Origin of the sequence: Peribacillus simplex NBRC 15720 = DSM 1321 (genome assembly GCF_002243645.1) — a bacterium.
In the GTDB taxonomy this organism is placed as follows: Bacteria; Bacillota; Bacilli; order Bacillales; family DSM-1321; genus Peribacillus; species Peribacillus simplex.
The window spans coordinates 5,125,301-5,150,469 of the sequence record NZ_CP017704.1 but is presented as its reverse complement, the minus strand read 5'-3'; the positions used below and the strand labels follow the sequence as shown (position 1 = coordinate 5,150,469).

The 25,169-nt window shown below is 36.0% G+C and carries 22 protein-coding genes; 2 read left to right on the top strand and 20 right to left on the bottom strand.

The window, feature by feature from the left end; translation table 11 throughout:
- Positions 1 to 92 precede the first annotated feature (92 nt).
- Positions 93 to 1,376 carry a nucleotide sugar dehydrogenase gene (locus BS1321_RS24930; protein WP_063236267.1) on the bottom strand — a complete coding sequence of 428 codons (1,284 nt, stop codon included), beginning with the start codon at positions 1,374 to 1,376 and terminating at the stop codon, positions 93 to 95.
- Between the two features lie 150 nt (positions 1,377 to 1,526).
- On the opposite strand from BS1321_RS24930, the gene BS1321_RS24925 reads away from it, so the two are divergent.
- Positions 1,527 to 2,342 carry an FkbM family methyltransferase gene (locus tag BS1321_RS24925; protein WP_063236266.1) on the top strand — a complete coding sequence of 272 codons (816 nt, stop codon included), beginning with the start codon at positions 1,527 to 1,529 and terminating at the stop codon, positions 2,340 to 2,342.
- Between the two features lie 61 nt (positions 2,343 to 2,403).
- Here BS1321_RS24925 and BS1321_RS24920 read toward each other — a convergent pair whose 3' ends face one another.
- The 17 genes from BS1321_RS24920 to tnpB all read right to left on the bottom strand — a co-directional run bounded on the left by BS1321_RS24920 (position 2,404) and on the right by tnpB (position 20,966).
- Positions 2,404 to 3,099, bottom strand: coding sequence for a glycosyltransferase domain-containing protein (locus BS1321_RS24920; protein ID WP_063236265.1), 696 nt, complete (start codon positions 3,097 to 3,099; stop codon positions 2,404 to 2,406).
- A gap of 429 nt (positions 3,100 to 3,528) precedes the next feature.
- Positions 3,529 to 4,206: a class I SAM-dependent methyltransferase gene (locus BS1321_RS24915; protein WP_063236264.1), complete on the bottom strand. Its 678-nt coding sequence runs from the start codon at positions 4,204 to 4,206 to the stop codon at positions 3,529 to 3,531.
- A 366-nt stretch (positions 4,207 to 4,572) separates the two neighbouring features.
- Positions 4,573 to 5,223, bottom strand: a complete 651-nt coding sequence (locus BS1321_RS24910; RefSeq protein WP_063236263.1) for a glycosyltransferase family 2 protein — start codon at positions 5,221 to 5,223, stop codon at positions 4,573 to 4,575.
- Positions 5,224 to 5,435: 212 nt separating this feature from the next.
- Positions 5,436 to 6,434 carry a hypothetical protein gene (locus BS1321_RS24905; RefSeq protein ID WP_155726544.1) on the bottom strand — a complete coding sequence of 333 codons (999 nt, stop codon included), beginning with the start codon at positions 6,432 to 6,434 and terminating at the stop codon, positions 5,436 to 5,438.
- Between the two features lie 153 nt (positions 6,435 to 6,587).
- Positions 6,588 to 7,634 carry a hypothetical protein gene (locus BS1321_RS24900; RefSeq protein WP_063236261.1) on the bottom strand — a complete coding sequence of 349 codons (1,047 nt, stop codon included), beginning with the start codon at positions 7,632 to 7,634 and terminating at the stop codon, positions 6,588 to 6,590.
- Positions 7,635 to 7,921: 287 nt separating this feature from the next.
- Entirely contained in the window at positions 7,922 to 8,557 is a 636-nt protein-coding gene (locus tag BS1321_RS24895; RefSeq protein ID WP_063236260.1) for a LamG-like jellyroll fold domain-containing protein, read from the bottom strand.
- Positions 8,558 to 8,749: 192 nt separating this feature from the next.
- Complete coding sequence (gene gmd, locus BS1321_RS24885) at positions 8,750 to 9,706, bottom strand: GDP-mannose 4,6-dehydratase (protein WP_063236258.1); 957 nt, start codon at positions 9,704 to 9,706, stop codon at positions 8,750 to 8,752.
- A 50-nt stretch (positions 9,707 to 9,756) separates the two neighbouring features.
- A complete protein-coding gene (locus BS1321_RS24880; RefSeq protein ID WP_063236257.1) occupies positions 9,757 to 10,794 on the bottom strand; it encodes a mannose-1-phosphate guanylyltransferase in 1,038 nt (345 codons plus the stop codon).
- A 224-nt stretch (positions 10,795 to 11,018) separates the two neighbouring features.
- A complete protein-coding gene (locus tag BS1321_RS24875; RefSeq protein WP_063236256.1) occupies positions 11,019 to 12,125 on the bottom strand; it encodes a glycosyltransferase in 1,107 nt (368 codons plus the stop codon).
- 496 nt (positions 12,126 to 12,621) lie between these two features.
- Positions 12,622 to 12,759, bottom strand: coding sequence for a hypothetical protein (locus BS1321_RS27710; protein ID WP_155726543.1), 138 nt, complete (start codon positions 12,757 to 12,759; stop codon positions 12,622 to 12,624).
- A 201-nt stretch (positions 12,760 to 12,960) separates the two neighbouring features.
- Complete coding sequence (locus BS1321_RS24865; RefSeq protein WP_063236254.1) at positions 12,961 to 13,419, bottom strand: dTDP-4-dehydrorhamnose 3,5-epimerase family protein; 459 nt, start codon at positions 13,417 to 13,419, stop codon at positions 12,961 to 12,963.
- Positions 13,412 to 14,257, bottom strand: a complete 846-nt coding sequence (rfbD, locus tag BS1321_RS24860; RefSeq protein ID WP_063236277.1) for a dTDP-4-dehydrorhamnose reductase — start codon at positions 14,255 to 14,257, stop codon at positions 13,412 to 13,414. The genes BS1321_RS24865 and rfbD overlap by 8 nt, the downstream gene beginning before the upstream one ends.
- Positions 14,258 to 14,261: 4 nt before the next feature.
- Positions 14,262 to 15,221: a dTDP-glucose 4,6-dehydratase gene (gene rfbB, locus BS1321_RS24855; RefSeq protein ID WP_063236253.1), complete on the bottom strand. Its 960-nt coding sequence runs from the start codon at positions 15,219 to 15,221 to the stop codon at positions 14,262 to 14,264.
- Entirely contained in the window at positions 15,218 to 15,958 is a 741-nt protein-coding gene (locus BS1321_RS24850; protein WP_063236252.1) for a sugar phosphate nucleotidyltransferase, read from the bottom strand. The genes rfbB and BS1321_RS24850 overlap by 4 nt, the downstream gene beginning before the upstream one ends.
- A 220-nt stretch (positions 15,959 to 16,178) precedes the next feature.
- Positions 16,179 to 17,126 (bottom strand): mannose-6-phosphate isomerase, class I, encoded by a 948-nt coding sequence (gene manA, locus BS1321_RS24845; protein ID WP_063236251.1) that lies wholly within the window; start codon positions 17,124 to 17,126, stop codon positions 16,179 to 16,181.
- Between the two features lie 729 nt (positions 17,127 to 17,855).
- Positions 17,856 to 19,571 carry an ABC transporter ATP-binding protein gene (locus tag BS1321_RS24840; RefSeq protein ID WP_063236276.1) on the bottom strand — a complete coding sequence of 572 codons (1,716 nt, stop codon included), beginning with the start codon at positions 19,569 to 19,571 and terminating at the stop codon, positions 17,856 to 17,858.
- A 189-nt stretch (positions 19,572 to 19,760) separates the two neighbouring features.
- Positions 19,761 to 20,966 (bottom strand): IS200/IS605 family element RNA-guided endonuclease TnpB, encoded by a 1,206-nt coding sequence (gene tnpB, locus BS1321_RS24835; RefSeq protein ID WP_094246663.1) that lies wholly within the window; start codon positions 20,964 to 20,966, stop codon positions 19,761 to 19,763.
- Positions 20,967 to 21,228: 262 nt separating this feature from the next.
- Here tnpB and BS1321_RS24830 point away from each other — a divergent pair, with 262 nt between their 5' ends.
- Positions 21,229 to 22,470: an MFS transporter gene (locus BS1321_RS24830; protein ID WP_063234509.1), complete on the top strand. Its 1,242-nt coding sequence runs from the start codon at positions 21,229 to 21,231 to the stop codon at positions 22,468 to 22,470.
- Positions 22,471 to 22,669: 199 nt separating this feature from the next.
- Here the strand turns inward: BS1321_RS24830 and BS1321_RS24825 are convergent, their stop codons facing one another.
- On the bottom strand, positions 22,670 to 23,932 hold the full coding sequence (locus BS1321_RS24825) for a LysM peptidoglycan-binding domain-containing protein (protein WP_063234508.1): 1,263 nt from the start codon (positions 23,930 to 23,932) through the stop codon (positions 22,670 to 22,672).
- Between the two features lie 208 nt (positions 23,933 to 24,140).
- Positions 24,141 to 24,890 (bottom strand): (S)-benzoin forming benzil reductase, encoded by a 750-nt coding sequence (locus BS1321_RS24820; protein ID WP_063234507.1) that lies wholly within the window; start codon positions 24,888 to 24,890, stop codon positions 24,141 to 24,143.
- Between the last annotated feature and the right edge of the window lie 279 nt (positions 24,891 to 25,169).

Here is a 25,169-nt window from a genome sequence, read left to right as displayed (position 1 = left end):
TAGAGGTTTTACATCATTAATGGGGGATAATATACAATAGGGTCCCAAAACCTTTTGGGACCTACCTTCTTTCCTCCAACCTTACAGTCCATTTATAACCACTCTCCTCCTCCGAGACGAATAACTTTAGCCTCTCCTATTAAGTTGGAGGTCATATTTCTAGTATCATAAATGAGTTTAGAAAATTTAAGTATATTATCTATTGGCAATGAGGAATGATCAGTGAGAATTATTACACAATCAGCTTTATTTAATATTTTCTTTGTAATAGGAGTGGAAATCAAATGAATTTTATTACTTAAAATTAATTCATTAATAAATGGATCATAAAAGGATACTGTGGCACCTCTCCTTAATAAAGATTCAATAATTTGAATGGCAGGGGAATTTCTTATATCTTTTGAATCTTTTTTATAAGTTACACCACATATCAATATTTCTTTATTCACTAAAGTATTATCATTTATTTTTTCTATTTGAGAAACAATGTGATTTTGAATTTTTTCATTTCCCATTTCTGCTAAACCAATAAACTCTGACTTCATACCTGTCTCTTCTAGCTTCCACTGTAAAAACAATGGGTCAACAGGAATACAATGCCCCCCTATACCTGGTCCTGGATTGAATGGTGAAAAACCAAAAGGTTTTGTACTTGCGCTTTCAATTACTTCCCAAATATCTATTTTAAGATAGTCACATAGTATTGCCATTTCATCAATAAAAGAGATATTAATAAAACGATAGCTGTTTTCTAAAATTTTTGCCATTTCAGCTATTTCTGGTGATGAAACCTTTATTACATGATCAAAGACTTTAGAGTATATTTGCTCTGCCTTATTTAGACATTCATTGCTCATTCCACTAATGATTTTTGGAATTTCTTCAATTTTATATTGAAGATTACCAGGATCAATTCTTTCAGGTGAATAAGATACAAATATATCTTTTCCCACCATTAACCCGCTTTTTTCTAAGATGGGTGTTAACACATCTCTTGTAGTGCCAGGATACGATGAACTTTCCAGAATGATTAATTGCCCTTTTTGTAATCGTTTCTGAAGCTTATTTCCAACATCTATAATATAGCTCAAGTTTGGTTTCCCATTTTCGTTTAGGGGTGTTGGGACACAAATCACAACAATGTCAACATCTCTTACTGCATCATAGTTAGAAGTTGCTATGAACTTTTTAGCAATCAATGCATCTTTAACTTTCTTTTTTTGAAACTCAGTTAAACCTTCTAATTTATTTATTTTTTCTATATCCAGATCTATTCCTACAACTTGAAAATTTTTGCTCAGAAATAATAAACTTAAAGGCAGTCCCACATATCCCAGTCCAATGATAGCAACTGTTTTACTATTGGTTTTTAACATTTGCATTCCTTCCTTTTGAATAGGATGCTAAAATTGCCGAACATCCATACAGAATATATTTCTATAAATTAAAATTTTAGTAAATAATTATTGTTTTTTTTCTTAGAAATTATTATTGATTATCAATTTATTAAGAAAGAGTGATAAGTCATGAAAAAAATAATAAATGGAGATTCACATTGTGGATTTTATGTGAACCCCAATGATGCAAGAGGGAATTTTTTACTACAATCAGGGACTTTACACAAAGATTTATTAGCTTTATGGTGTAAAGCTGTGACGGTTCTTAAACCACAAATAGTAATAGATGTTGGTGTGAATTTTGGTGAAATATTATTTTCAATGAAATATCCAGAACATTCAAGAATTATTGGTTTCGAAGCTAATAAGGAACTATTCCCATATTTAGAAAAATCAAGAATAGAGCATCCGAATGTAAAGCAAATAGAATTAATTCATAAATTAGCATCTGATAAGGAAGATAAGGAAATCGACTTTTATATTCATAAAAGTTGGTCTGGAAATTCTTCGGCGGTACCTATTTTCCCGGATCATTTATTAAAAAAAGACAAAATAAAAGCTATTACAATCGATTCATTATTTAATAACACGGTCCTAAATAATAAATCGATGCTTTTCAAAATAGATGTCGAAGGATATGAAGAAAAAGTACTAACAGGGATGAAGAACATTATTAACTCATGTGGTTCATGTATTGGATTTACTGAAATAAATACTTCTTTTTTAGAGACGGCAGGGACAGATGTAAATGCTTTTTTATCCCAATTAAATAATCAATTTAAAGTCTTATATTTAAAATCTTCCCAAAATTTAATTCAATTTAATAGATTAGACATGCAAACACTAAAGTCCCATTTTAATCAAGATGAAGTTCATATCGATTTAATCTTATTTTCAGATAATAATCTTATTAATAAATTCAATTTCAATATTGAAATAATTTAATAGCATAGACGACCATTAAAACGTTAAACACTGAGAATACGAAATCTTTCCTATAACAAAGTTAATCTTGGAAATAATATGTTTTTTGATGTCCTTTAATTTTAAAGTATTTATTATTTTCAATACTTTCATTAATGACCGTATACTGAATTTTATTTTTCCAAGCTGCATAATTAAAACTTAACTGGTCTCTTATACTAAATTGGACTATCTCTTTCCACCAATCCTCAGAGAGTTTTATTATTTTTGGATCATTGTGTTGTCTTAGAATTCCCCCTGAGGATATTAATCCATTCTTTTCAGGATATTTTAATGATTGATACTTTGACATCTGTTTTTCTATAATACTTTTTTTGTCTCTTTTTAGATCTTTACAGGCTTCCGCTTCCTCGTAAATACAATTTCTATAAGGATGTTGAAAACATGCAATTTGCTCTTTGTTCAAATAGGTATTAAACAGTTCATTTAAATCATGAGTAATAAGAAAATTAGCATCTACCCAAAAGCTAAAATCATACTCTGATAAAAACAAATGCGGCAATACTTTTACTTTTTTTGCAAGTCGAACGGGATCGAGATTTTGATCCTCAATCTTGATAATCTTCCATTTGTCTGATTTTAAATGGTCGTTATCAGTAAAGCATATAAAATCAATGTCTTTTGATTCTGTTATAGGAAGCCTTAAGCTATCATAATTATTTGAAATTGCAGTATAAACTACAATTTTTTGTTTATTATCTTTTAATATCTCACTCATATTAGTTATTATTTCTCCTTTCCATTCAAGAACGATTAGGATTATCTATTTGCAATCGGACTTTCTGAAACAATCCAAATCCATAATGTTTTGTATTCAGTAAAATTCATTCCAGATTTAACTCCAAAAGAGTTGCATATTTCACACTGAACACTTTTCTTATAAATTTACTCCACCATAGAATTTACGTCACGATACACAAAAATAGAAACTCAAATCTTTTTAGAGTATGCCTGTAATTCTTTGTCATATTAGGTATGAAAATTAGTCGTTCTTGAGAAAATATAGTTGTCCATTTTGCAAAATAACTGGTCATACTACTATAAAATGCTATAACAACATGCGAAATTCGGTACTTTCAACCAGATGTCGCATGTTGTTTTTGTTCCTTTCAGACTTTAATGACTGTGATTAAATAGTTTGTTACTATTAAAAGGTAATATATTCATCCATTGAAATATCGGATGGTACAAGTATACCAAGACCATTTGAACCACTAACTTGATAAAAGCTAATGGGCAACTCTGTTTCTTTTAGAAAATCCTCAACTGCAGTCAACACTCCATTACGCTCTCCGCCTTCATAAAGCGCATTATTTAAAACGAAATTCACTCCATCATTTTCTATAAGTTCTGATAAACCTGGTAACATTCCTTTTTTGGCGTACGGCTTTCTAAATGGCTCAGGAATAGATTCCGGTGAATAATACAAATCACGTCTTGCATATGGCCATTCGATATCATGTACAAATACTAGTGGAAATTTCCCTCGATTGATTGCGTTCTGTTCAATCATCTTTAATTCATGGTAAACAGTGTACCAATTATGATCACCATCCAGAAGCACTGCATCATAATCTGTTAAAAATGGAAGGACATTCAGACTAAGGTTTTTTATCAAATATAATTCGCTTCCATATTGACTAGTCAATGTATTGGCATCAAATAAAGGTTTAGGATCGATCACGAAAAGTTTTCCATTAGTTTCTCTACAATATTCCAGAAGTTTTACCGTATTTGCTCCTGAATGAGCACCTATTTCCACCAATTTTTTAATATTCATACCAGTCAATATTGGCCTTATATTGGTCTCCCAAAAACGATGCATTAATATCACCTCTATATTTTTTTTATTTCTCTGTTACAGGCAAAAATCTTTTCCAGCAAGTATTTTCGTGTTATTGATAATTCAAGGTCATTAGATTTAAAAGCTTTTCTATTTTATCTTCTTTAGAAAGCCGCGAGGATGAAACGAAAAAAGAAATTTATAGCGGTAGTTTTGCAATCGGTGTATCTAGCCATTTAGTATCATGTGCCCATACCAAACTGTTATAATAATATTTATCAAATTCTTCAATAATATTTGTCACACTTGAAAACCTCCATTCCATTAAAATTACTATTTTTAATAAATAGTAATCTCTGTTGTTACAAAAAATGGAACAACATTATTTACAAATGATTTGATGTATCATTAACGGTTAAAAGGCGTTTTATATTTTTCAAGCGTGTGTGGTCCCCCCCACTTAAGTTCATAGTAAGCTTGAGCCTGTGGATAAGTAATGGTATTGATGAAGGCTCTCCTAATGTCAGAGTTGATTGTAGCACTTTGGAAGTGAGACATTTTCTCAGATAAAGGAGTAAAAACCCGTTCGTAACCAGCAAGTTCCATTCGATAGTAGTAGTCAGTATCAGCAAAGTAATCCCTAATAATCGTGTCATAATATCCTATTTCCTTTTGAGCATCCATATTGTAGGCTGCTAAAGTATCTCCTAAGGTTAAAGCTACTGCCCATTTCCTGTCTTCTCTCAACAGTGATTCAACAATTGAAAGAAAGGCTTCAGGAGTCCCTTCATGAGCTTCTGCGTCACTATGCATGTACATCCAAATGTCGCATCCCTTTTCTTCGGCTAAGCGAATTATATAATTCATCGACTGAGTGAATGTAAGTGGCACAGGTGGTTCATAGATTCGAACCTTTGAAGACAGTTCATGCCCCCTCAAATCCCTGTCGTCAGAATTATCAATGATCAGGGTATGGTCCCAATAGGGTTTAATGCTTTCTATTGCTTTCTGCAGTAAATCTAGACGGTTAACATAAGGAATGCCAACAATATATTTCATTCAACTACTCCTTTCTAAACGATTTGTTGAATACTGATCAATAGGTCTTTTCCATCCAAAGATAATGGTATAGATAACCGTAAATAGGAAAGATTAAATTTACCAAAGTGTAATATACCTAGATTGGTATTTTTTTCGGCTATTTCGTTCATCTTCAGCCGTCTAATGTACTAAATTTGAGACTAAAATCCTTTTTTATCACATTTTTGGGTTCAGATTAAACCATTTATAAAGCTTTGCATTGCGTTCTCCTCTTTATCGAAATCGACCTTTTCCTTAAAAATTTTGTACACATTTTTGCATAGCGTTGCATATCGTTTTTCGTCTGAATAGTAAAGGATTTTATTGACCACCTCTTGAGGGCTCAATCCGTCTATGGCAAGGCAAGTTTCACCGTCTATCATGAGCTCTCTTCCTAATTTGTCTTGATAGTATTCCATCTTAACAATCATTGGCCTTGCTACGGCTGCTGAGTTATAAACAACATGGCCGTATCCATCCCCTCCATATTTTGTATGCCAAATAAAACGGCTCTCTCTCATTCGCTTAGCAACTTTACCAAACCCATCCACCCGGTTGTCTCGACACAGACCACCATAGCTCTTAAAATTCCAATCTGGCATTAGCTTTTCCACCGACTCGAATAACTGCCAGTCGGGGTCATAAGCTTCTATTGCGTTAAAACAATTAACAAATGAATAAATATTTTGACCAGGGTAGGAAAAGTCAGGATAGAAAATGGAAATGTCAAATTCCTGGTGGTATGAAATAAAGTGGATGTGGTTTGGTAAGTCATTAATTAACGCACTTGCCATAACGTTCGGCGCAAGTCCAGCTTCAATCGGCCACGCGTTGCCAATTTGGTAGATTAACTTTGGTTTATTGGGGTGGATTTTGCAAAGGTGTGTAAACGGTTCAATATGCGCAGGTAAAGAAGCAATGACAATATCAACAGGTATTTGAAAAAAAGTATCTAAGGTAATAGCTTTGTTGATAAAACCACTATCATCTTGGCATAAATAAGCAGGCAAACTAGAAGTCCCCGGATTGTTTACATTGAAGTAACGAACAACCTGGTTATGCATTGGCGTACCGATCTCTAGGTAGATTTTAACTGGATCCGGACATACAAGTGCTTTCCAAAAGCCCTTAGAATTCCATTCAGTCCCAATTGGGCGAAATACAGTCCCACCCAGTCGTTTTTCAAACAATAAAATGAGACTATTTAGAAGAGCAGGGTGATGAAAATCTGTAAAAACAATGGGTTTTAAAGTCGATATAATCCTCTCCTTTAGTCTTAAATTGTGTTTTTTACCAACTTTACTATTCAGAATGTAAGAAATACTTCCATTTAAACGATTAGATTATCTCAAGCTATCAATAAATTTCCGCAGAACTCTTTCCTCACGATCAAAATCGACCTTTGTTTTAAAGTTCTTATATACATTTTTACATAAATCGGAATAACGTTTTTCATCTGAATAGTAAAGTATTTTATTGACCACCTCTTGAGGACTCAATCCGTCTATGGCAATACAAGTTTTACCGTCTATCATTAGCTCTTTTCCTAGTTTGTCTCTATAATATTCCATCTTAACAATCATTGGTCTTGCAACTGCAGCAGAGTTATAAATGATATGACCGTACCCGTCACCACCAAATTTAGTATGCCAAATAAATCGGGACTCTCTCATTCGGTTCGCAACTTCATCGGGACCAGTGGCATAGCCGTCACGACATACACTGCCATAGCTTTTAAAAGTCCAATCTGACATCAGCTTTTCCACCGTCTCGAATAACGCCCAATCGGAGGAATAAAAAGTCCAATCTGAGGCAAATCCTTCCGAAGTAGTAAAACAATTTACAAAAGAAGAAATATTTTTATTCGGATAAGAAAAATCAGGATAATAAACCGATAGATCAAATTCCTGATGATATGAAATAAAGTTTAAGTTTTTTGGTACGCCTTTTATTTCGCTACTCGCCATAATATTTGTTGCAAGTCCTGCTTCAACATTCCAAGCGTTTCCTATTTGGTAGATTAACTTCGGTTTATTAGGATGGCTTTTACAAAGACGTTTAAAGGGTGTAATATGGGCAGGTATAGAAGCAATTACGATATCAACTGGCATTTGATAGAAACCCTCTAAAGTTATAGCTTTATTGGTGAACCCTGCATCGGGGTATACATATATCGAATTATTCGTCTCCAAAGGAACTGCGGTACTTACATTCAGGAATTGATTTACCGTACCTGGAAGGTCTAATACTTTCCAAAAACCTTGATTATACCAATCGGTGCCAAAAGGTGTAAAAACACTACCACCGAGCCGTCTTTCGAACAACAGTATTAAACTCAATAATAAAGATCCGTGGTGATAGTCAGTGAAAACTATCGGTTTAGAATACATATTCCCCCTACTTTCATCTTTAGGTATAAGAAATCTACAGTGAAAAGATATTCAATATATAAGTGTAAGCCGTTTTTTTCTGTTTATTATTTAAGAGTAAAAATCTTGGCTTATTATATATATATATGAACCATTTAACTGTTTGCTTGGATACTTTAGCTACAATCTCAAAACTTTTAATATAGTTTCAATATTAGCTGAGGGGGAATTGTCATTCAAAGAAGATACATATCGGGCAAGGCTTTAAATTAAATACATATTGTATAACTGTCTCCTATAGTTTTTCGTCAAATATGTTTACTTGGGAGGGCGGTCAAAATAAAATTATTGATAAGGTTGGGAGGGCTAATTGTTATATTATTATGAAACCACCAATATCTAAATAATCCCTCTTCTTCCCCGGTCAATATCTCATGCATTCCTTCTTTAATTTCCTTTTCAGTTCTAGAATAGTCCCAAAGTTTTATATCCTTAATGTATCCAATATAAAAACCATATGGATCATAGCCGCCAATATGACCGGAAGCATAAACATTATTTTTACTACTGCTTAAGCCCTTGCTCTTAAACTCACCATTGATAAACAAGGATGGTGTTTTATCTTCATAAACAATTGCAACATGTGTCCAATCTGTTATCTGTATTTCATCTACCAATAAGGCTGGGAGATGTGAAGAGGTATGTTCAAATACCGTTACACCATTGGTACCGATGGATACCCCTACCCCTGCGCTCTCCCAGGTTAAAGCATGCGCTGGCCCAATTAAGTATCTTTGACCGGATAGTCCACTAATTCCATTTATAGTTTCATCGACTATTTTATGAGACTCGTTTGGTTTAATCCAAAACTCATACGTGAAGGAGTTGCGAATGTTCTCAAATATTGGTTGAACTACTACATGATCTTTTCCTTTAAAATACATAGGCTGTTCCCCCAACCTTTTTCCTATTGCGCAATCGATTTTTTTAACGACAAACAAGGTATGTCATTCCAGGAATCCCATTACCTTTATATAAAAAGACGAAATGTAGGACAAAAAACTAAGTTAAATCTAATGAATATCTGTATTATTTTCATAATGTGCCGGAAACAGTTAAAAATGGAGAAATGATTTTTAATGATAATTTTCGAGGTCCTGATCTACCATCATCTTTACCAGTTGTTCAAAGTTTATTTGAGGCTCCCATTTTAATTTTTGTTTTGCTTTTGAAGGATCTCCTAACAATATATCAACCTCTGCAGGTCTCATGAACTGTGGGTCTTGAACAACATGTTCTTGCCAGTTTAAACCAACATGTTCAAAAGCTATTTCTACGAATTCTTTAACAGTATGGGTTTCTCCAGTTGCAATAACATAATCATCTGGTTCATCTTGCTGCAGCATAAGCCACATAGCTTTAACATAATCTCCTGCAAAACCCCAATCGCGTTTTGAATCTATATTTCCTAGATGCAATTTATCTTGAATTCCAAGCTTTATTTTGGCAACGGCATCAGTAACTTTCCTGGTAACAAAATCTATTCCTCGGCGAGGTGATTCATGATTAAACAAAATTCCAGAGCAAGCATACATATCGTAACTTTCTCGATAGTTCACAGTAATCCAGTGACCATAAACCTTTGCCACACCATAAGGGCTTCTAGGGTAGAATGGCGTTGTTTCTTTTTGTGGCGTTTCAAGTACTTTCCCAAACATTTCACTACTCGATGCCTGATAAAAACGTGCATCTGGTTTTGCTTGACGGATTGCCTCAAGCATGTTCGTTACTCCGAGTCCCGTCACCTCTCCCGTATAGATTGGCTGACGCCATGAATCTCCGACAAAGGATTGTGCTGCTAAGTTATAAATTTCGTCGGGTTTTGCTAATTGCACTGCTTCAGTCAAAGATGTAATATCGCGAAGATCACCTGATATAAAATCAATTTCATTTATTAAAGATTTGATATTTTCAAGATTCGGGGTAGCTGTTCTTCTTTTTAATCCATAAACTTTATAACCTTGTTCTAATAACAGTTCTGCCAAATATGAGCCGTCCTGGCCTGTAATTCCTGTTATTAATGCTGTTTTCATAAGTTAGCCCTCCGTTATTATCATCGTAAATCAATTATTATTGATGTTTCCTATTCATCTTTGGATGATTTATCCGGGAAGTATTCGTTATTTAATAGCTTTTTTATAGTTTGTTCCTCTGATTTGTGGCAAACCAATATTCCCTCTTCTGTTGAAACTACAATTAAGTCCTCTACTCCAATTAAGAGCGTCTTACGATCAGTGTAGACAATACAATTTTCAGTAGAAGACGTAGTAACATCACCTTTTTGATAATTATTATTTTTGTCAGCTGTTTCAACACGTTCCAAAGAGGTCCATACACCTAAGTCATCCCAGACAAAGTTTACTGGTATGGTATAAAGATTATCTGCTTTTTCTATGATTGCATAATCGACAGACACTTTTGGAATCATTAAATAAGCTGTTTTTAAGTCTACTTCTTTATTGTTTATAAGTTCCCACATCTCTGGTTGCAGTTTTTTATAATATGATGAAATTGTTGAAGGTTTCCAAATAAAAATGCCTGTGTTCCAATATACATTTTCTTCAAGCAACAACTTTTCTGCCGTTCTAATGTCTGGCTTTTCAATAAATGCTTCTACCTGATAAACGGATGAATAAAATTGAGCGTTGGGTTTTGTGCGAATATACCCATATCCAGTTTCAGGGTTTATAGGGTTAACACCAAGTGTAATGATTGCATTTTCACGGTCAGCTATAGTTTCTGCTAAATTAATTGCATTCTGAAGGGGTTTACTGCCTTGAATATACTGATCAGAAGGGGATATAACCAATACCTCGTCATCATTTTTTTCTAAAAAATGTAGAGCGGTCAGTGCAATGCATGGAGCTGTATCTCTTTGATCTGGTTCCAATATAATCATTTCCCTATGAATCTCTGGTAATTGTTCTTTTACAAGTTTCAAATATTTCTCAGTTGTTACTACAAACACCTTTTCAGCTGGAAGCCATTCTCGAAATCTTTGATAAGTCTGTTGAAGCATTGTTTCGTTTGAAATTATTTTTTGAAACTGTTTAGGCTTATCTTTTGTACTTAAAGGCCAAAACCGTGTTCCCTGTCCTCCCGCTAAAATGATTGCTTTCATACTTTACTACACACCCTTGTGATAAAATTTAAGTACACGCAGAATAAATACAAAATCTGTCATTTACATAGTATGTGTGATAAAGAACAATAGGAACACACAAAGTTACCCTTATTAGCATAATAAAAGTTGCCTCTACAGTTTTCTTTTTCACAAAGCATTTAACCGTTAGGATTTTAGCCGTTCTTATACTTGCGCAAATTTTAGTTTGTTACATTTAATACTCATAATAAGTCGATTTGATTTAGACGTATTTTATATAAGCGTCCAATATTTCGGGGTGAGTATTTAATAAATATTGTTTTTTTAGCCCTTAAACCAATTCGATTAGCATAATCTATATCATCCACCATTTGTTTCATTAAAAATGCAGCATGATCAATTTCAGGTTCTGCCCATTGTTGATCTGTTATATAAGGTCCGTAATTTCCCTCAATATTTTTCAATGTAAAATCAACTAAACTTGAATTGTTTTCATTCATAAAATCAACGTTTCCCGACCAGTTTGTAGCAATCACTGGTTTCCCCAAATACATCGCTTCAGCTAGCGGTAAACCAAATCCTTCTGAACGGTGAAGGGAAACTAAACTGTCTGTGACATTCATTAACCCATTAACCTCTTTGCGGCTTAACACTTTATCAATTAGAAATATATTGTTAAACCCCATAATGTTTTGTTTTAATAGATTAATTTCGTTTGGAAAATGAGATGCATTATTGATCTTAAGAACTAAACCAACTGTATGATCATTTTGCGGAAAAGCTTTTTTAAATGCCTCTATGACTGCTAAGGGATTTTTTCTGGCTGATGTGCTGTGAAGATCGAACATCGTTAAAAATAGAAAACGATTATTTGGTAAACTAAAATGAGTCCGATTTATTTCAGGTACTTCAACGGAAATTGCATGAGGAATAAAATGAACAGGTTTTGATGTCTTCGAAGAAATTGAATTTAATGTAAAAAGTGAAGGAACCCAAATTTCATTTATTAAATCAAAGCTCTTTACCCAAGCATCTGGAAATTCAGGCAATTCCCAATGCCAATATCCTATATTATATCGATTGTTAAACCATTCTCTTTTTATATTGGTTAATCTAAAGTGATAATACAGTTGGTCTGCATTTATAAAAAAAATATTAGTTTTATAAATAGGTTGTTTTACTTCCTTGTGTTTCCAACTAAGATCATTTTGTCTTGAAGGACATCTAGGAAAATTAATGATGCAAAACGGAACACCGACAGATTGCAGAGCTTTAGCAGCTGAACGACATGCTTCACCCAAACCTGATTCAGCTCTAGCATATCCGATAAGATTTACTCCATTTTTCATCATTACCACCTCAATTGCTATTTGTCTAGGATTATTCCCATTGAAAGCCAATGAACTGCGCTAACCAATTAAATCTATTTGTTTCCCATTCGTTAAAAACTTAAAGGATATCTTTAGTTGATTCGGATTTACATATTAATTTTTTATAAAATCCTAATTATGGTCACTTATTTGGACACATTCTAAACTCGTCCAAACCCCTAAATCATCCCAATTAAAATTGACTGGAATAGTGTAAACGGTTCTGTCTTTTCTAATATGGCATAATCTATCGACACTTTAGGCACTAAAGAATAAACGGCCTTCAAGTCGTTTTTGTTTTCACTTAATAGCTTCCACATGTCAGCTTGCAACGTGTTAAAATTGGCGGAAATTTTATATAGTTTGTATATAAAATTCCACTGTTCCAAAAATACCTTTTTTCCTTTATTAATTTTTCAGCGGTCTTTATATCTGGATTTTCAATTACAGTCTCTACTTGAAAGACTGAAGAACCTTACTTTGCATCTTTCTTTGTTTGTATATAACCATATCCAGTTTCGATGCCCAGTGTACTAATAGCAACATCCTCTGCTAAAGATGATGCATTCCGAAGAGAATTACCATCATTGATATACTGATCTGAAGGTGCCAAAAACCAATACCTCATCGTCCATTTTAATTTAAAAATATAGAGCTGTTATTGCAATATACGGAGCATTATTTGATACAGCTATCTTAGAGATAACTACTCTTTATTTTTATGTCACTGACAAAGAAAAAGACCAGATTCCACTAAATAGCTACAATAGAACCTGCCCCAAATATATTTTAATTTCTTTCTGAAAAGACCTCATTATTTGTTTTCTGTCTCCCATGAAAAACCTATTTCCGAATCATCCCAATTAATCCGTTTCTCATCAGGATTTATCGGATTATATGACTCAGTTGTGAAGTAAAGTATCGTAGCAGGTTTTTGCCCGAGAACACGATACCCATGTGCAACGCCTTTTGGTATCAGTAGCATAATTGGATTTTCTTCACCCATATAATACACATCAGTTTCTCCCTTTGTTGAAGAACCTTCCCTCAAATCAAAAAGAACGACTTGGGCATTTCCTGAAGGAAAAAACCATAGATCATCCTGTTTCTCATGATAATGAAAAGCTTTAATGACTCCTGGATAACTCATCGAACAAGAAGCCTGACCGAACCTCGACAACAATTCAGGTTCATCATCACGGACAAGTTCTGTAAAAAAGCCACGGTCATCACAATGTTTTACAAGTTTCTTAACCTTTACACCTTCAATCATGACAGACCTCTTTTCGAATAAATTCCTTTAATGCTTCATTCCATGGACGGGGGATTTGAACCCTTTCTCGAAGCAATGCTTTATTTTCTAAGACGGAAAAATGAGGTCTCGGGGCTAAAGCACCAAATTCTTCAGTAGTTATGATTTTCACCAAATTTGGATCGAAACCAGCTTCCTCAAAAATCGCTTTTGCAAGTATATACCAAGAGCATGAACCAGCATTACTTACATGATAAATGCCGTTTTTCTTATCGAATAAATGACTAATTGTTTCAGCAAGATCATTAACATAAGTAGGGGAACCCACCTGATCATTAACAACTCTTATTTCCTTATTTTTTTTCGCCAGTTCTAACATAGTCTTCACAAAATTCTTTCCGTCATGACCGTATAACCAGGAAGTGCGAATCACTGTCCCATTATTTATTGAAAGTACGAATTGTTCCCCAATCCATTTGCTTATACCGTAAATAGATTGTGGGTTTGGAACATCTTCCTCCAAATAAGGAAATTGCTTATTTCCATCAAACACATAATCAGAACTAATGTAAAACACCCGAGCACCAACCATATTTGCTGCTATCGAAACATAGCCCGTACCAAGGCTATTTACTTCAAAAGCTTTACTACGGTCCGTTTCACATTGATCCACGGCAGTAAATGCGGCAGCATGAATAATGATATGCGGCTCAAGTTGGGTAATTTTTTTATATACTTCCTCTTTTTCTGAGATGTCTAAATCTTTTTTACTTAAACTTACCACAGTATGAAATTGACCTAACCGTCTTTCTAGTTCTTTTCCTAACTGGCCATTGGCACCTGTAATGACAATATCCAAATTCTCACCCATTCTTTTGTTCGTTTTGGCGATACCATTGTATCGTCCTTTGAATCCCTTCATGAAAAGAAATAGTTGGCCTCCAACCTAGTTCCCTCGAGATTTTCGAGGAATCCATGGAGTATCGACGATCATGCCCTTTTCGGTCCGCTACATGCTTGATTAGTTTTTCGTCTTTTCTTAACTTCTCTAAAATATAGTCGATTATTTCTCGATTTGTTTTTTCTTCAGAACCTCCAATATTATAGACCTCTCCGGCCAATCCCTTTTCCAGAACAGCATGGATGGCCCGGCAATGATCCTCAACATATATCCAGTCACGAATGTTTAATCCGTCGCCATATAAAGGGATTTCTATATTATTTAAGGCTCTCGTAATGACTTTAGGAATGAATTTTTCTGTATGTTGCATGGGACCATAGTTATTGCTGCACCGTGTAACCGTTAACGGCAGTTGATAGGTTTGGAAGTAGGATCTTACTAATAAATCCGCACTAGCTTTACTTGCTGAATATGGATTGTTCGGAGCAAGAGAGGTTGTTTCAGTAAATGGAGAATCATTCGGCTCTAAAGAACCATATACTTCATCTGTCGAAATTTGAATCATTTTATTAGCTTTTCCAGTTATAACCGCTTGTAATAGGTTATATGTCCCAATAATATTTGTGTGAATAAATGGAAATGCATCCTCGATACTTCGGTCTACATGGGATTCGGCAGCGAAATTAATGATGGCAAAATAATCTTGATCAAATACCTTGGATAATTCTGTTTTTTCACCAATATCCGCTTGAATACTACGACAGCGATTCGATTTCACAAATGATTGGATATTCTCAAGATTACCGGCATAGGTTAAAGAGTCCACATTGGTTATATAGTAATTAGAATTCTCAAGTAAATAGGATATAAAATTGGATCCAATAAAACCCGCTCCACCTGTTATGAGGAGGTGTCGTTTCACTTCGTATCCTCCTTCTTTATTTTTTCGTGTACATATTTATTCGCTTGATAAAGCGAATCATGTGTACCTGCATCAACCCACCATCCTTGCAAAATATCATATTGCAGTAGATCATCTTGAATATATAGATTATTCACATCGGTTATTTCCAACTCATTTCGATGTGAAGGATGAATCGTTTCTATATATTTAAAAACCTTTTGATCAAACAAATAGATTCCAGTCACACAATATGAAGACTGAGGATTGCTCGGTTTTTCAATGATGGACTTAATTTTTTGATTGGTTTTGTCTAAATGAGGTACACCGTATCGAGTAAGATCTTCCACTTCTTTTAGAAGTAACATCGCACCCTTTTTCTGTTTTTGAAATGACTGCACAAATGGAGATAATGAATCTTCAAAAATATTATCTCCTAGTAATACGACAAATTTTTCATTATTTATAAAATTTTTAGCTGATATTAGTGCATCTGCTATTCCTCCACCTTCGTTACCCTGTATTTTAAATTGAATGTTTACATGGAGATCTTCCCCAAGTCCCAATAACTCGATAAAGGAACTAAGATGGTTTTTATTTGTTACAATTAAAATTTCATTTATTCCTGCTTCTTTCAACTTTAAAATTGACCAATAAATCATCGGATAAGGACCTACTGGCAAAAGATGCTTATTCAGAAATTTAGTCAATGGCTCTAGACGAGACCCTGTACCACCAGCAAGTATTACTCCTTTCATTTTTTACCACCTTTTTATTGTATTAGCATCTGATTTTTTACACGAATCAAAGAGTTTCTTTCCAATCATGTAGATATTACATATTACTATATGACTGACATACTCACTTGACATAAATTTTGAATAAAAATGGTTTACTTTATAAGTTATTATTAATATTTAGGTATTATTATTATATTTTGCTTTTCACACCATTCACTACCATTCCCCCCCTACATTCTTATGGGTGTGAAACGATTAGCTCTAAATTACCCTTAATTTCAAAATCCCCTAAATCGAACGGCAGAATAAAGTGGTCTCCTTTTTTGATTAAAGATGTTCCTTCTGCTGTTTTAATTTGACCATTTCCTTCGATTACACTTGCTAATTGAAACCTTTCGTTTTGTGTATAAGAAAAAAAACCATTCACTTCCCATTTATATACAGAGAAATACTCTGAATCTACAAATTTTGTAATAGTTGCCTCATCTTTTTTTATCACCATACAGCCTGATTCTTTTAGTTCATGAGGAATTATCGTTACATCAATAGCTTTATCCAAATGTAATTCTCTAAGGTTACCATTACTGTCGACACGGTCATAATCATAAACACGGTAAGTGGAGTCAGAGCTTTGTTGTGTTTCCAAAACAAGGATTCCTTTTCCAAGAGAATGTATCGTACCAGCTGGAACATAGAAAAAGTCACCCGGTTTAATTTTTACTCTTTTAAGCAAACGGTCCCATTGCTTATTTTCAATCATATTTATTAATTCTTCCTTTGTATTTGCATAATGCCCAAGTACAATCTCTGAATCTTCTTCGCAGTGGATTATATACCAGCATTCTGTTTTACCCTGCGTACCGTTTTCCTGGTTATTAGCATTTTCATCGTTAGGGTGGACTTGTATAGATAAATCATTATTCGCATCTAAAATTTTTGTTAAAAGTGGAAAATCCCCCTGTTTCATTCCACCAAAAATCCCAGGGTATTTTTCCCAAAGCTCTCCTAGGGAAAGGCCTTTAAACTCACCTGCACTTACAACACTTTGCCCATTTGGATGGGCAGAAATGGCCCAGCATTCACCAGTATTTTGTGAAGGAATGTTATAATGGAATTTGTTTCGTAACGCAGTGCCTCCCCATATTTTTTCTTTGAAAACCGGTTGTAAAAATATTGGGTGCTTCAACCTTCTTCAAACCCTCTCCATATTTTTTGAAAAATATTACAAACAACTAAAACATCTTTTATTATTTTATGGATAACTTGAAGAATCGGTTCCGATGCATATTCGGATTAGTAGCATGAGTTTATTTAATCCTCAATGAAGAATCTGCTATTTCAAATAAAGTTAATAAACGAATCTATAAGAAGTCATATCCGTCTTCACTTAATTACATCCAAATTCAAAAAAGACCTGGATCATCTCCAAGTCCTTTCTGCTAAACATCTGTTTAATATTATATTTTCTCTAACCTAGATTACCCGTGATTCGGTTTGTTAGTACACTAGATGCCTACTTCCACTGACATTCAGTTCGGTATGGTCCAATCAATAAGCGGTTCAATCCAGTTGACAAGCCTGCTAGACCAACTGGCAGGTTAAGTGCTGACTGTCCCGACTCGCCAATATAGGGCTTGCCAGGTGCCGAAGCTACTTAAGAACCCGCTTTGGCTTGATCCGTTAGCTGACCTTGATGCACCCCTTTTATTCCTCGTAGAACTTACTAAAGAAGCAGGAGTGACTTCATTAATATAAACCCCAATATGGAATCGTAGTTCAATTGTATAAAATGCAATGGTATGACAGTAAAGACGAATGTAATTGAAGCATTGGTAAAGTATTAAGTTATAAGTCACCGCCCTATTAATAAAAGCTACATATCCTCAATGAAAGGACATGTAGCTTTTGATCAACATCATTTTTGGAATTGTAATTGATGCAGATTGGCAAAAATGCCCCCCTGCTTAAGTAAGTCATCGTGACCTCCCTCTTCAGCAATTCCTTCTTCCGTAACAACTACGATCTTGTCAGCGTTTCGAATGGTTGCCAATCGGTGTGCGATGATTAACGTAGTTCTATTTTCAGCTAATTCAGTGAGAGCCTGCTGAATTATTCTTTCCGTCTCGGTATCGAGTGCAGAGGTTGCCTCATCGAGAATTAATATTGGCGGATTTTTCAAAAACATCCTTGCTATTGCAATTCTTTGTTTTTGTCCTCCGGATAATTTCAAGCCACGTTCACCTATTTGAGTCTCATAGCCTTCTGGAAGTCCTTCAATGAAAGTCTCTAAATGAGCTTTCCTTGCGGCTTCCAGAATTTGTTCATCCGATGCGTCAAGCATTCCGTACGCAATGTTCTCTTTTACTGTTCCTGTAAAAAGAAACACGTCTTGCTGGACAATGCCAATTTGTGAACGCAATGACTTTTTCGTCATCTCACGAATATCTATTCCATCAATGGAAATGGAACCGGCATTAACATCATAAAAACGTGGGATCAATGAACATATGGTCGTTTTCCCTGCTCCTGAAGGCCCGACAAAAGCGATGGTTTCACCCGCATTAATAGTAAGATCAATACCTCTTAAAACGGACTTTTTGTCTTCATAGTTAAAAGATACGTCTTTAAAGGAAATATCACCTAAAAGGGTGCTTACCGCTATTGCATCCTTTTTATCCACGACATCAGGCTCAACATCCAGAAGTTCCGTAAAACGCTTAAAGCCGGCCATCCCTTTTGGATAGAGTTCCATCAACGCACTGATTTTGTCGATTGGCTTAAATAATACGTTAACGTATAAGACGAATGCAACCAGTTCACCATAAGAGAGCTGCCCATGAAAAGTTAGCCAAGCTCCCATCACCAACACGGCAAGGGTCATAAACCTCGTCATCATGTAAATGCCTGATAAGCTAAAGGACATTACCTTATATCCAAGAAGTTTCGCTTTACGGAATCTGCGATTATTAATAGAAAATCTTTTCATTTCATATGTTTCATTAGTAAAGGATTGGACAACCCTCACTCCTGAGACGCTATCTTCCACACGGGCATTTACATCCGCAACTTCCGTATACATTTTCTTCCAAGCTTTATTCATCTTTAAATTACTTATGACAATTAATAAAACGAGGAACGGTAAAATGCAAACCGATATGAGTGCCAGTTTCACATTGATTGTCAACATAATCCAAAATGCACCTATAAAAGTCATGAAGGCAATGAATAAATCTTCGGGACCATGGTGAGCAAGTTCACCAATATCGAACAGATCATTGGTTATGCGGCTCATGATATGGCCAGTTTTCGTGTTATCAAAAAAACGAAAAGATTGTTTTTGCACATGCTCAAATAATTCCTCACGCATATCAGTCTCGATATTAATACCCAATTTGTGACCCCAATACCCTACGATGAATTGTAAAAAGGTACTAATGATATAAAGGAGGAGCAAACCGACACTTACCGAAACAATTGCAGACCAATCGTCGCCAGGCAGCAGTGTATCTATAAACCACTGAACAGCTAGCGGAAATGCAAGTTCAAGTACAGCCACGACCACTGCACTGAAGAAATCAATAATGAATAACCGCTTATGCGGCAGGTAATATGAAGCAAAACGTCGAATCATCAAATTTTTCTCCTTTTTTACATATATTAAGGAGTATAATTCCATATTCAATATTCAGCAAGCATTTCAGAACCCCCTTGATCATATTATGGTAAAATCATCTATTTGAACTACCCACCACTTATCGACTTTACAGTCTGATTGAAGTGGGGGATTCCTAAGAACATTAGCCTATCGGCCAATTTTTAATTAGGCTATCCCCGTAGTTCCTACGGTTAGAAGCCTTATGGCTTCGTTCATTAGATTGAGTCCTGCGTTAATATCTCGATCGTGGTGTGAAGAACAAGAAGGACAATCCCATTCACGAAGATTCAGATGTTTAACGTCTTTATTTTGATACCCACAGCCAGAACACAATTGGCTAGAAGCAAACGTTTTAGATACGGTCACGATTTGTTTACCATACCATTTTGCTTTGTATTCCAACATTGTTTTGAATTGGTACCAAGATACTTCACTAATCGCTTTAGCTAGTTTGTGATCTTTCATCATATTGGACACTTGCAAGTCTTCCATTCCAATAACATCGTGGTTTTTGATGATTTCGGTTGAGACTTTATGTAAGTAATCCATTCGGGAATTTGAAATTTTTTCGTGTAGAAGGGCCACTTTTCGTTTTTGTTTTTGATAGTTTTTGGCTTCAGCCAATGGTTTATTTTGATTCAAGGCTATTTCTTGTCGCCTTGAAAGAATCCGTTGTGCTTTGGCCAATTTTTTTTCGACCGTCCGGAAGAATTTTGGGTTTTGATAGACCGTACCATCTGAAAGAATCGCAAAGTTCTTCAAACCAAGATCTACACCGCACGAACGATTCGTTGAAGGAAGTACTGGTACATTGGTTTCCGCTAAAACGGAAATGAAATATTTACCCGAAGGGTTCCGCCTGATTGTGGCATTGATGATTCGCCCTTCGACTTCGCGGCTTTTAGCAAAACGAACTAAACCGAGTTTGGGCAATTTTATTCGATTTCCAATTATTCCTATATTTCCATTCGTATGTTTAGTCGTGTAGGACTGGACCGGATTCTTTTTTGATTTGAAGCGTGGAGACTTGTTTTGCTTTTTATAATATCGACTATAGGAATCTGCTAAATTTTCCACCGATTTCTGTAAGGCAATACTGTCTACTTCTTTCAGGAAAGAATATTCTTTCTTTAAAGCTGGAATTTCTTTGATTGTTGCGTATTTATTCAGAAACGAACCTTTCCATTCATTAGAGGGTAATTGGCTGTTCTGCTTCATTTCTTCACAGATATTCCAGTAGGCATCTTTCTCATTTTGTTTGCCTAAAAAGAAGTTATAGACAAAACGAGAGCAGCCGATCGTTTTGTTGATGAGAACGAGTTGTTCTTTAGTTGGGTAGATTCGAAATTTATAAGCCTTGTTTACAACCATTGGTCTCCCCCCTTATAGGTAGTATCAACCAAGGAACGTATGTTTGTCAAAAGATTACTTTGGCTTAGGCCAACCGCCATTCATCTCCCCTTACCATTGAGGTCTCCCCCTTCACACGTTGAAAAGGCTGCCTTCTGGCAGGAAATGATAAAACAGCCCAACCCGGCTCATGCTATCTATTAAATTAAGGAGTGAATCCAGTGTAAAAAAATAACCATTCTAAATATTCATTAACTTTATTTTTTCTAAAAGGATGGTATTCATGAAAAACACATCGTTTCGATGCCTTTGGATCGGTCAGGCGTTTGCAAATCTAGGGGATATATTTTATGTAGTCGGGTTGATTTCACTATTATATACATTGACGGGATCTGCCTTTTATTTGAGCTTACTTCCGTTCACTACAACGATTTTTCGGTTTATCAGCAGTTTACTTGCCCCCCTTGTCATCGACAGGTTTCCGTTAAAAAGAATCCTAGTGCAATCTCAATGGTGGAAAACTATCTTACTCGTTTGCCTAGGAATCTATATAACAAGTTTCAATCATGGTTTTTCTGTTGCTGTCATTTTCTTCATAGCCTTGATTTCATTATTGGATGGAGTCGCTGCACCGGTCAGCGCAGCTTTGGTTCCTCAATTAGTTCCAATAGAAGAACGGATGAAAGCGAATGGTTTCTTGAATGTGATCACCCAGACCATCTTTGTAGCAGGATGGCCACTAGGTTCCGTCTTATTGATAAGTACCAACAGCAGTTTCATTATTTGGCTTACGGTCATGCTTTTTGCCGTTTCAACGATCTATACAGTGAGAATCCAAGTCTCAGAACAAACGACGGGCTCTGTTGCTCCGTCAAACTGGGGTTCGATTAAATCCGGATGGGTTACTATTCGCCAAATCCCAACTATCCGTACCCTCATTTCCATTGATTTTATAACTACTTTAGCTTCAAGCGTGTGGGTGGCTGCCGTTATCTATATATACGTAGAACAGAACCTGCAACTGGGTGAAGAGTGGTGGGGATATATTAACACAAGCTACTTTGTCGGCATGATTTTCAGTGGTTTGTTCGTCATCCGTTTTGCCAAGTTACTAGAAAAATATATTGGATTCTTCATCACTTTCGGGCTATTTCTCAGTTCACTGCTGATCCTGCTCTTTGGAACTACCAATATTCCAGCTTTGGCTTTGCTGCTGGCATGCCTGTACGGCCTCCCAGAACAAATCCGGGAAGTGATCTACACCAAGCTATTCCAAGACCATGCTTCGGAAAAGACTCTTGCAAAAATTTATGCCGTTTGGGGAGCGGTCATCAATCTTACATTTGCCGGCTCTGTCTTACTATTAGGCTATATAACGGAAACATACAATGTCAAAACAACGTTCCAATTTTCTTCCACCCTGATATTCCTTGCCTTTCTTTATGCAACTTTTAAAAGGAAGGACTTACAAGGGAAAAAATGTGATCACTCACTGTCAAGTCAGTCATCTAATATTCCTAGATGATGCATCCCATTCGATTCACCATAAAAAAGGAGCCTTGGTTTTCCATGGCTCCTCTTTTATGGTTTCAAGGCCCGTCGAACAATATTGTCTCTCTTTAAAATCTTGCTCGGTATGATTGGCTTGCCCCTGATAAAAGTTGCACAACCAAACGAGGAAAAAAATATATAACACTTCTTTTCACCGCCTGCACCCATTCATTCTATTTGATAACCCAAATATTCTTATCTATAAACCCCCAATTCTGCGGGAATTCCAAACCAATCTGCCAATAAGTTGCACCTATCAGTTCATATGCATCAATCATTTCATATTTTGCGCTTATCGATCGAATATCTTCAAACCAAACGACATGGTTCGAATTCTCTATTCGATAAGAATAGGTAGGTGAAGCCGCTGAGGTGTCAAAAGTTATTTCAGCGCCAGTTGCAATGGCAAGATTTTGGGCATTTTGAGCTGATAAAGCTTTAGTTTCGTGGCTTGGTACTATCCAATCGTATCCATACAAAGGAAATGCCGACTGCAGTTTATTCACAGGTATATTCGACAAAGCATAACGAAGAACTTCGCCCATCCACCAAAGTGGGGAAATGGGTTCAGGCGGTCCAGTTGGATACCCATAATCAATGGTCATCACGGCAACAAGGTCGGCTGCCTCTCCGATCCCCCGATAATCATGGCCGCCTACAATTCGATTATCAGGATTATCCGCTGTTTTTGCATGTACGTTCACATGCAGGATCAGTTCGTTCAACCCCTCCTTTAATTCTTTTAAAAAAAGCACATAATCGGAACGCCTGGCAGGTGGGATGAATTCGATGTCCATACTGACGCCCCCATAGCCTTTCTCCTTAACGAAATTCAGCATACTATTGATTAAATTCGCTCTGTATACTGAACTAGCAAGGACATCACCCGCCAAATCAGCATCAAAATCACCATCTTGAAAGTTCCGGATCATCAGTAGCGGCTTCACCCCGGTCTGCTCGCATTTCGCGATAAGTGGGAGATCATCACCATCAACGTATGCATTTCCTTCCCTTGTAAACGAATAAGCTACGATGGCTAAATAGGATAATTTATCACCATTCTCCTCAAGTGTTTCAAATACTACTCCACCTGAAGTCGGGAAGGCAAACCCCAGCGTAATCAATTGATTTTTGTAAGAAGACGGAATCAAAAGTTCCGTACCTACTATTAGCGAGTTTGCAACGATTCCTGGATTTGCCTCCATGATTGCCGCTGCACTCGTTCCAAAACGACTGCCAATTCTAGTGAGGGTATCCTGACTTTTAATTAGGTACCTTCGATTCACCGCTTTTTCATCAGGTATATACAATGCCAGGCCAGGAACCAAAGCTGTTGATTCCAATCCGTTGACTTCAATTATCTTCGATGGGTCAACTTTATTTTTCGTGGCAATTTCCCAAAGACTGTCACCTTTTTTCACAATAATGATCGTCATTCAAAACCCTCCAAACTCCCTCCAAAAAAGTTTATGTTATTTAGGTAATTGGATAGAACGAATTATCACATTTCCTAATGATGATATCCTGGTTTTTTAGAAGTTATTTTAAATGGTATAAAGGATAACTAAAAAAAGAGGCTGTCCAAAGAGACAACCCCACGCTATAAGCCATCAGTTGATTTTTCGTTTCACATACTCCTATACATCAAAGTAAATTCTTAATATCGTAGAACTTCCCATTCTCCAAATCTTCCGCTTCAAGAAGCTGCAAAAGTTTATCTGCCACAAATTCGGGGCTTCTTAACATGCCCTTCTCTTTATATTCATGAAATTTTTCTCGATCGGAAAAGTCCCGTTCGTCTGCTGACCGGATTGTCCCTTGCATCTCCGTATCCATTACACCTGGTGAAAAAGATATGAGGGACGTAGGGAAAGATGTTTTATCCTGTTCCAAGCCTGCAACCCGTGTGAACATTTCTAGCCCCGCCTTAGTACTGCAATAGGCTGCCCAACCATGATAAGGGTTTTTTGCTGCACCTGAAGATATGTTGACCATTACCTTCTTTCTGTTCCAGTCCTTTGTCTGTTTAACGAATTCATCAGCCAATACAATGGGTGCCATGAAATTCACCCGCATGCTTGTTTCCAAATTTACCATACCAAGGTTTCCTACCGGCTTTATCGGTTCGATGACACCTGCATTATTAATGAAGTAAATGTCACTTGTTTCATCGACAGCAGCAAGAATCTCATTGACTAAGGAAGGTAACTTTTCAGTTTCATTCAAGTCCATCGAAATAAATGTAAGTTTCGTCCCGGATCGGTCAGCCATCCTCTGCATTTCAGGATGGGCTGTACGGGAAACTAAAATGCAATGATCACTCGTCTGTAAACATCCTTTGGCGATGGCAGCACCTAAACCTTTTGAAGCTCCTGTGATTATAAACGTTTTCACGGCATTTCCCCCTTTTATGTATATAAACTATTGTACCAAAACGGAGTCGCAATGGCCTCACCCCGAACTATGATTATTAAACAAGACTAGGTTTTACTTTATGATTTTTAATTTTTTATGAAACCCACATTGGATTGAAGAAATTTGTGACACTCCTGCCGAATAACTGGCTAGCCGAGACTCCGGAGACGCTAACGGCAAGGAGTTTGGCAGACAGTCGGCGGAAAGGGAGCGGATTTCTGAAATCAACTGGAACCTTTTTCAAATAAAAAAACTGCA

Coding starts and splice junctions, on each gene's coding strand:
- BS1321_RS24930 (WP_063236267.1), bottom strand. CDS start 1,376: ATGTTAAAAACCAATAGTAAAACAGTTGCTATCATTGGACTGGGATAT.
- BS1321_RS24925 (WP_063236266.1), top strand. CDS start 1,527: ATGAAAAAAATAATAAATGGAGATTCACATTGTGGATTTTATGTGAAC.
- BS1321_RS24920 (WP_063236265.1), bottom strand. CDS start 3,099: ATGAGTGAGATATTAAAAGATAATAAACAAAAAATTGTAGTTTATACT.
- BS1321_RS24915 (WP_063236264.1), bottom strand. CDS start 4,206: ATGCATCGTTTTTGGGAGACCAATATAAGGCCAATATTGACTGGTATG.
- BS1321_RS24910 (WP_063236263.1), bottom strand. CDS start 5,223: ATGAAATATATTGTTGGCATTCCTTATGTTAACCGTCTAGATTTACTG.
- BS1321_RS24900 (WP_063236261.1), bottom strand. CDS start 7,634: ATGTATTCTAAACCGATAGTTTTCACTGACTATCACCACGGATCTTTA.
- BS1321_RS24895 (WP_063236260.1), bottom strand. CDS start 8,557: ATGTATTTTAAAGGAAAAGATCATGTAGTAGTTCAACCAATATTTGAG.
- gmd (WP_063236258.1), bottom strand. CDS start 9,706: ATGAAAACAGCATTAATAACAGGAATTACAGGCCAGGACGGCTCATAT.
- BS1321_RS24880 (WP_063236257.1), bottom strand. CDS start 10,794: ATGAAAGCAATCATTTTAGCGGGAGGACAGGGAACACGGTTTTGGCCT.
- BS1321_RS24875 (WP_063236256.1), bottom strand. CDS start 12,125: ATGAAAAATGGAGTAAATCTTATCGGATATGCTAGAGCTGAATCAGGT.
- BS1321_RS24865 (WP_063236254.1), bottom strand. CDS start 13,419: ATGATTGAAGGTGTAAAGGTTAAGAAACTTGTAAAACATTGTGATGAC.
- BS1321_RS24850 (WP_063236252.1), bottom strand. CDS start 15,958: ATGAAAGGAGTAATACTTGCTGGTGGTACAGGGTCTCGTCTAGAGCCA.
- BS1321_RS24840 (WP_063236276.1), bottom strand. CDS start 19,571: ATGATTCGACGTTTTGCTTCATATTACCTGCCGCATAAGCGGTTATTC.
- tnpB (WP_094246663.1), bottom strand. CDS start 20,966: ATGGTTGTAAACAAGGCTTATAAATTTCGAATCTACCCAACTAAAGAA.
- BS1321_RS24830 (WP_063234509.1), top strand. CDS start 21,229: ATGAAAAACACATCGTTTCGATGCCTTTGGATCGGTCAGGCGTTTGCA.
- BS1321_RS24825 (WP_063234508.1), bottom strand. CDS start 23,932: ATGACGATCATTATTGTGAAAAAAGGTGACAGTCTTTGGGAAATTGCC.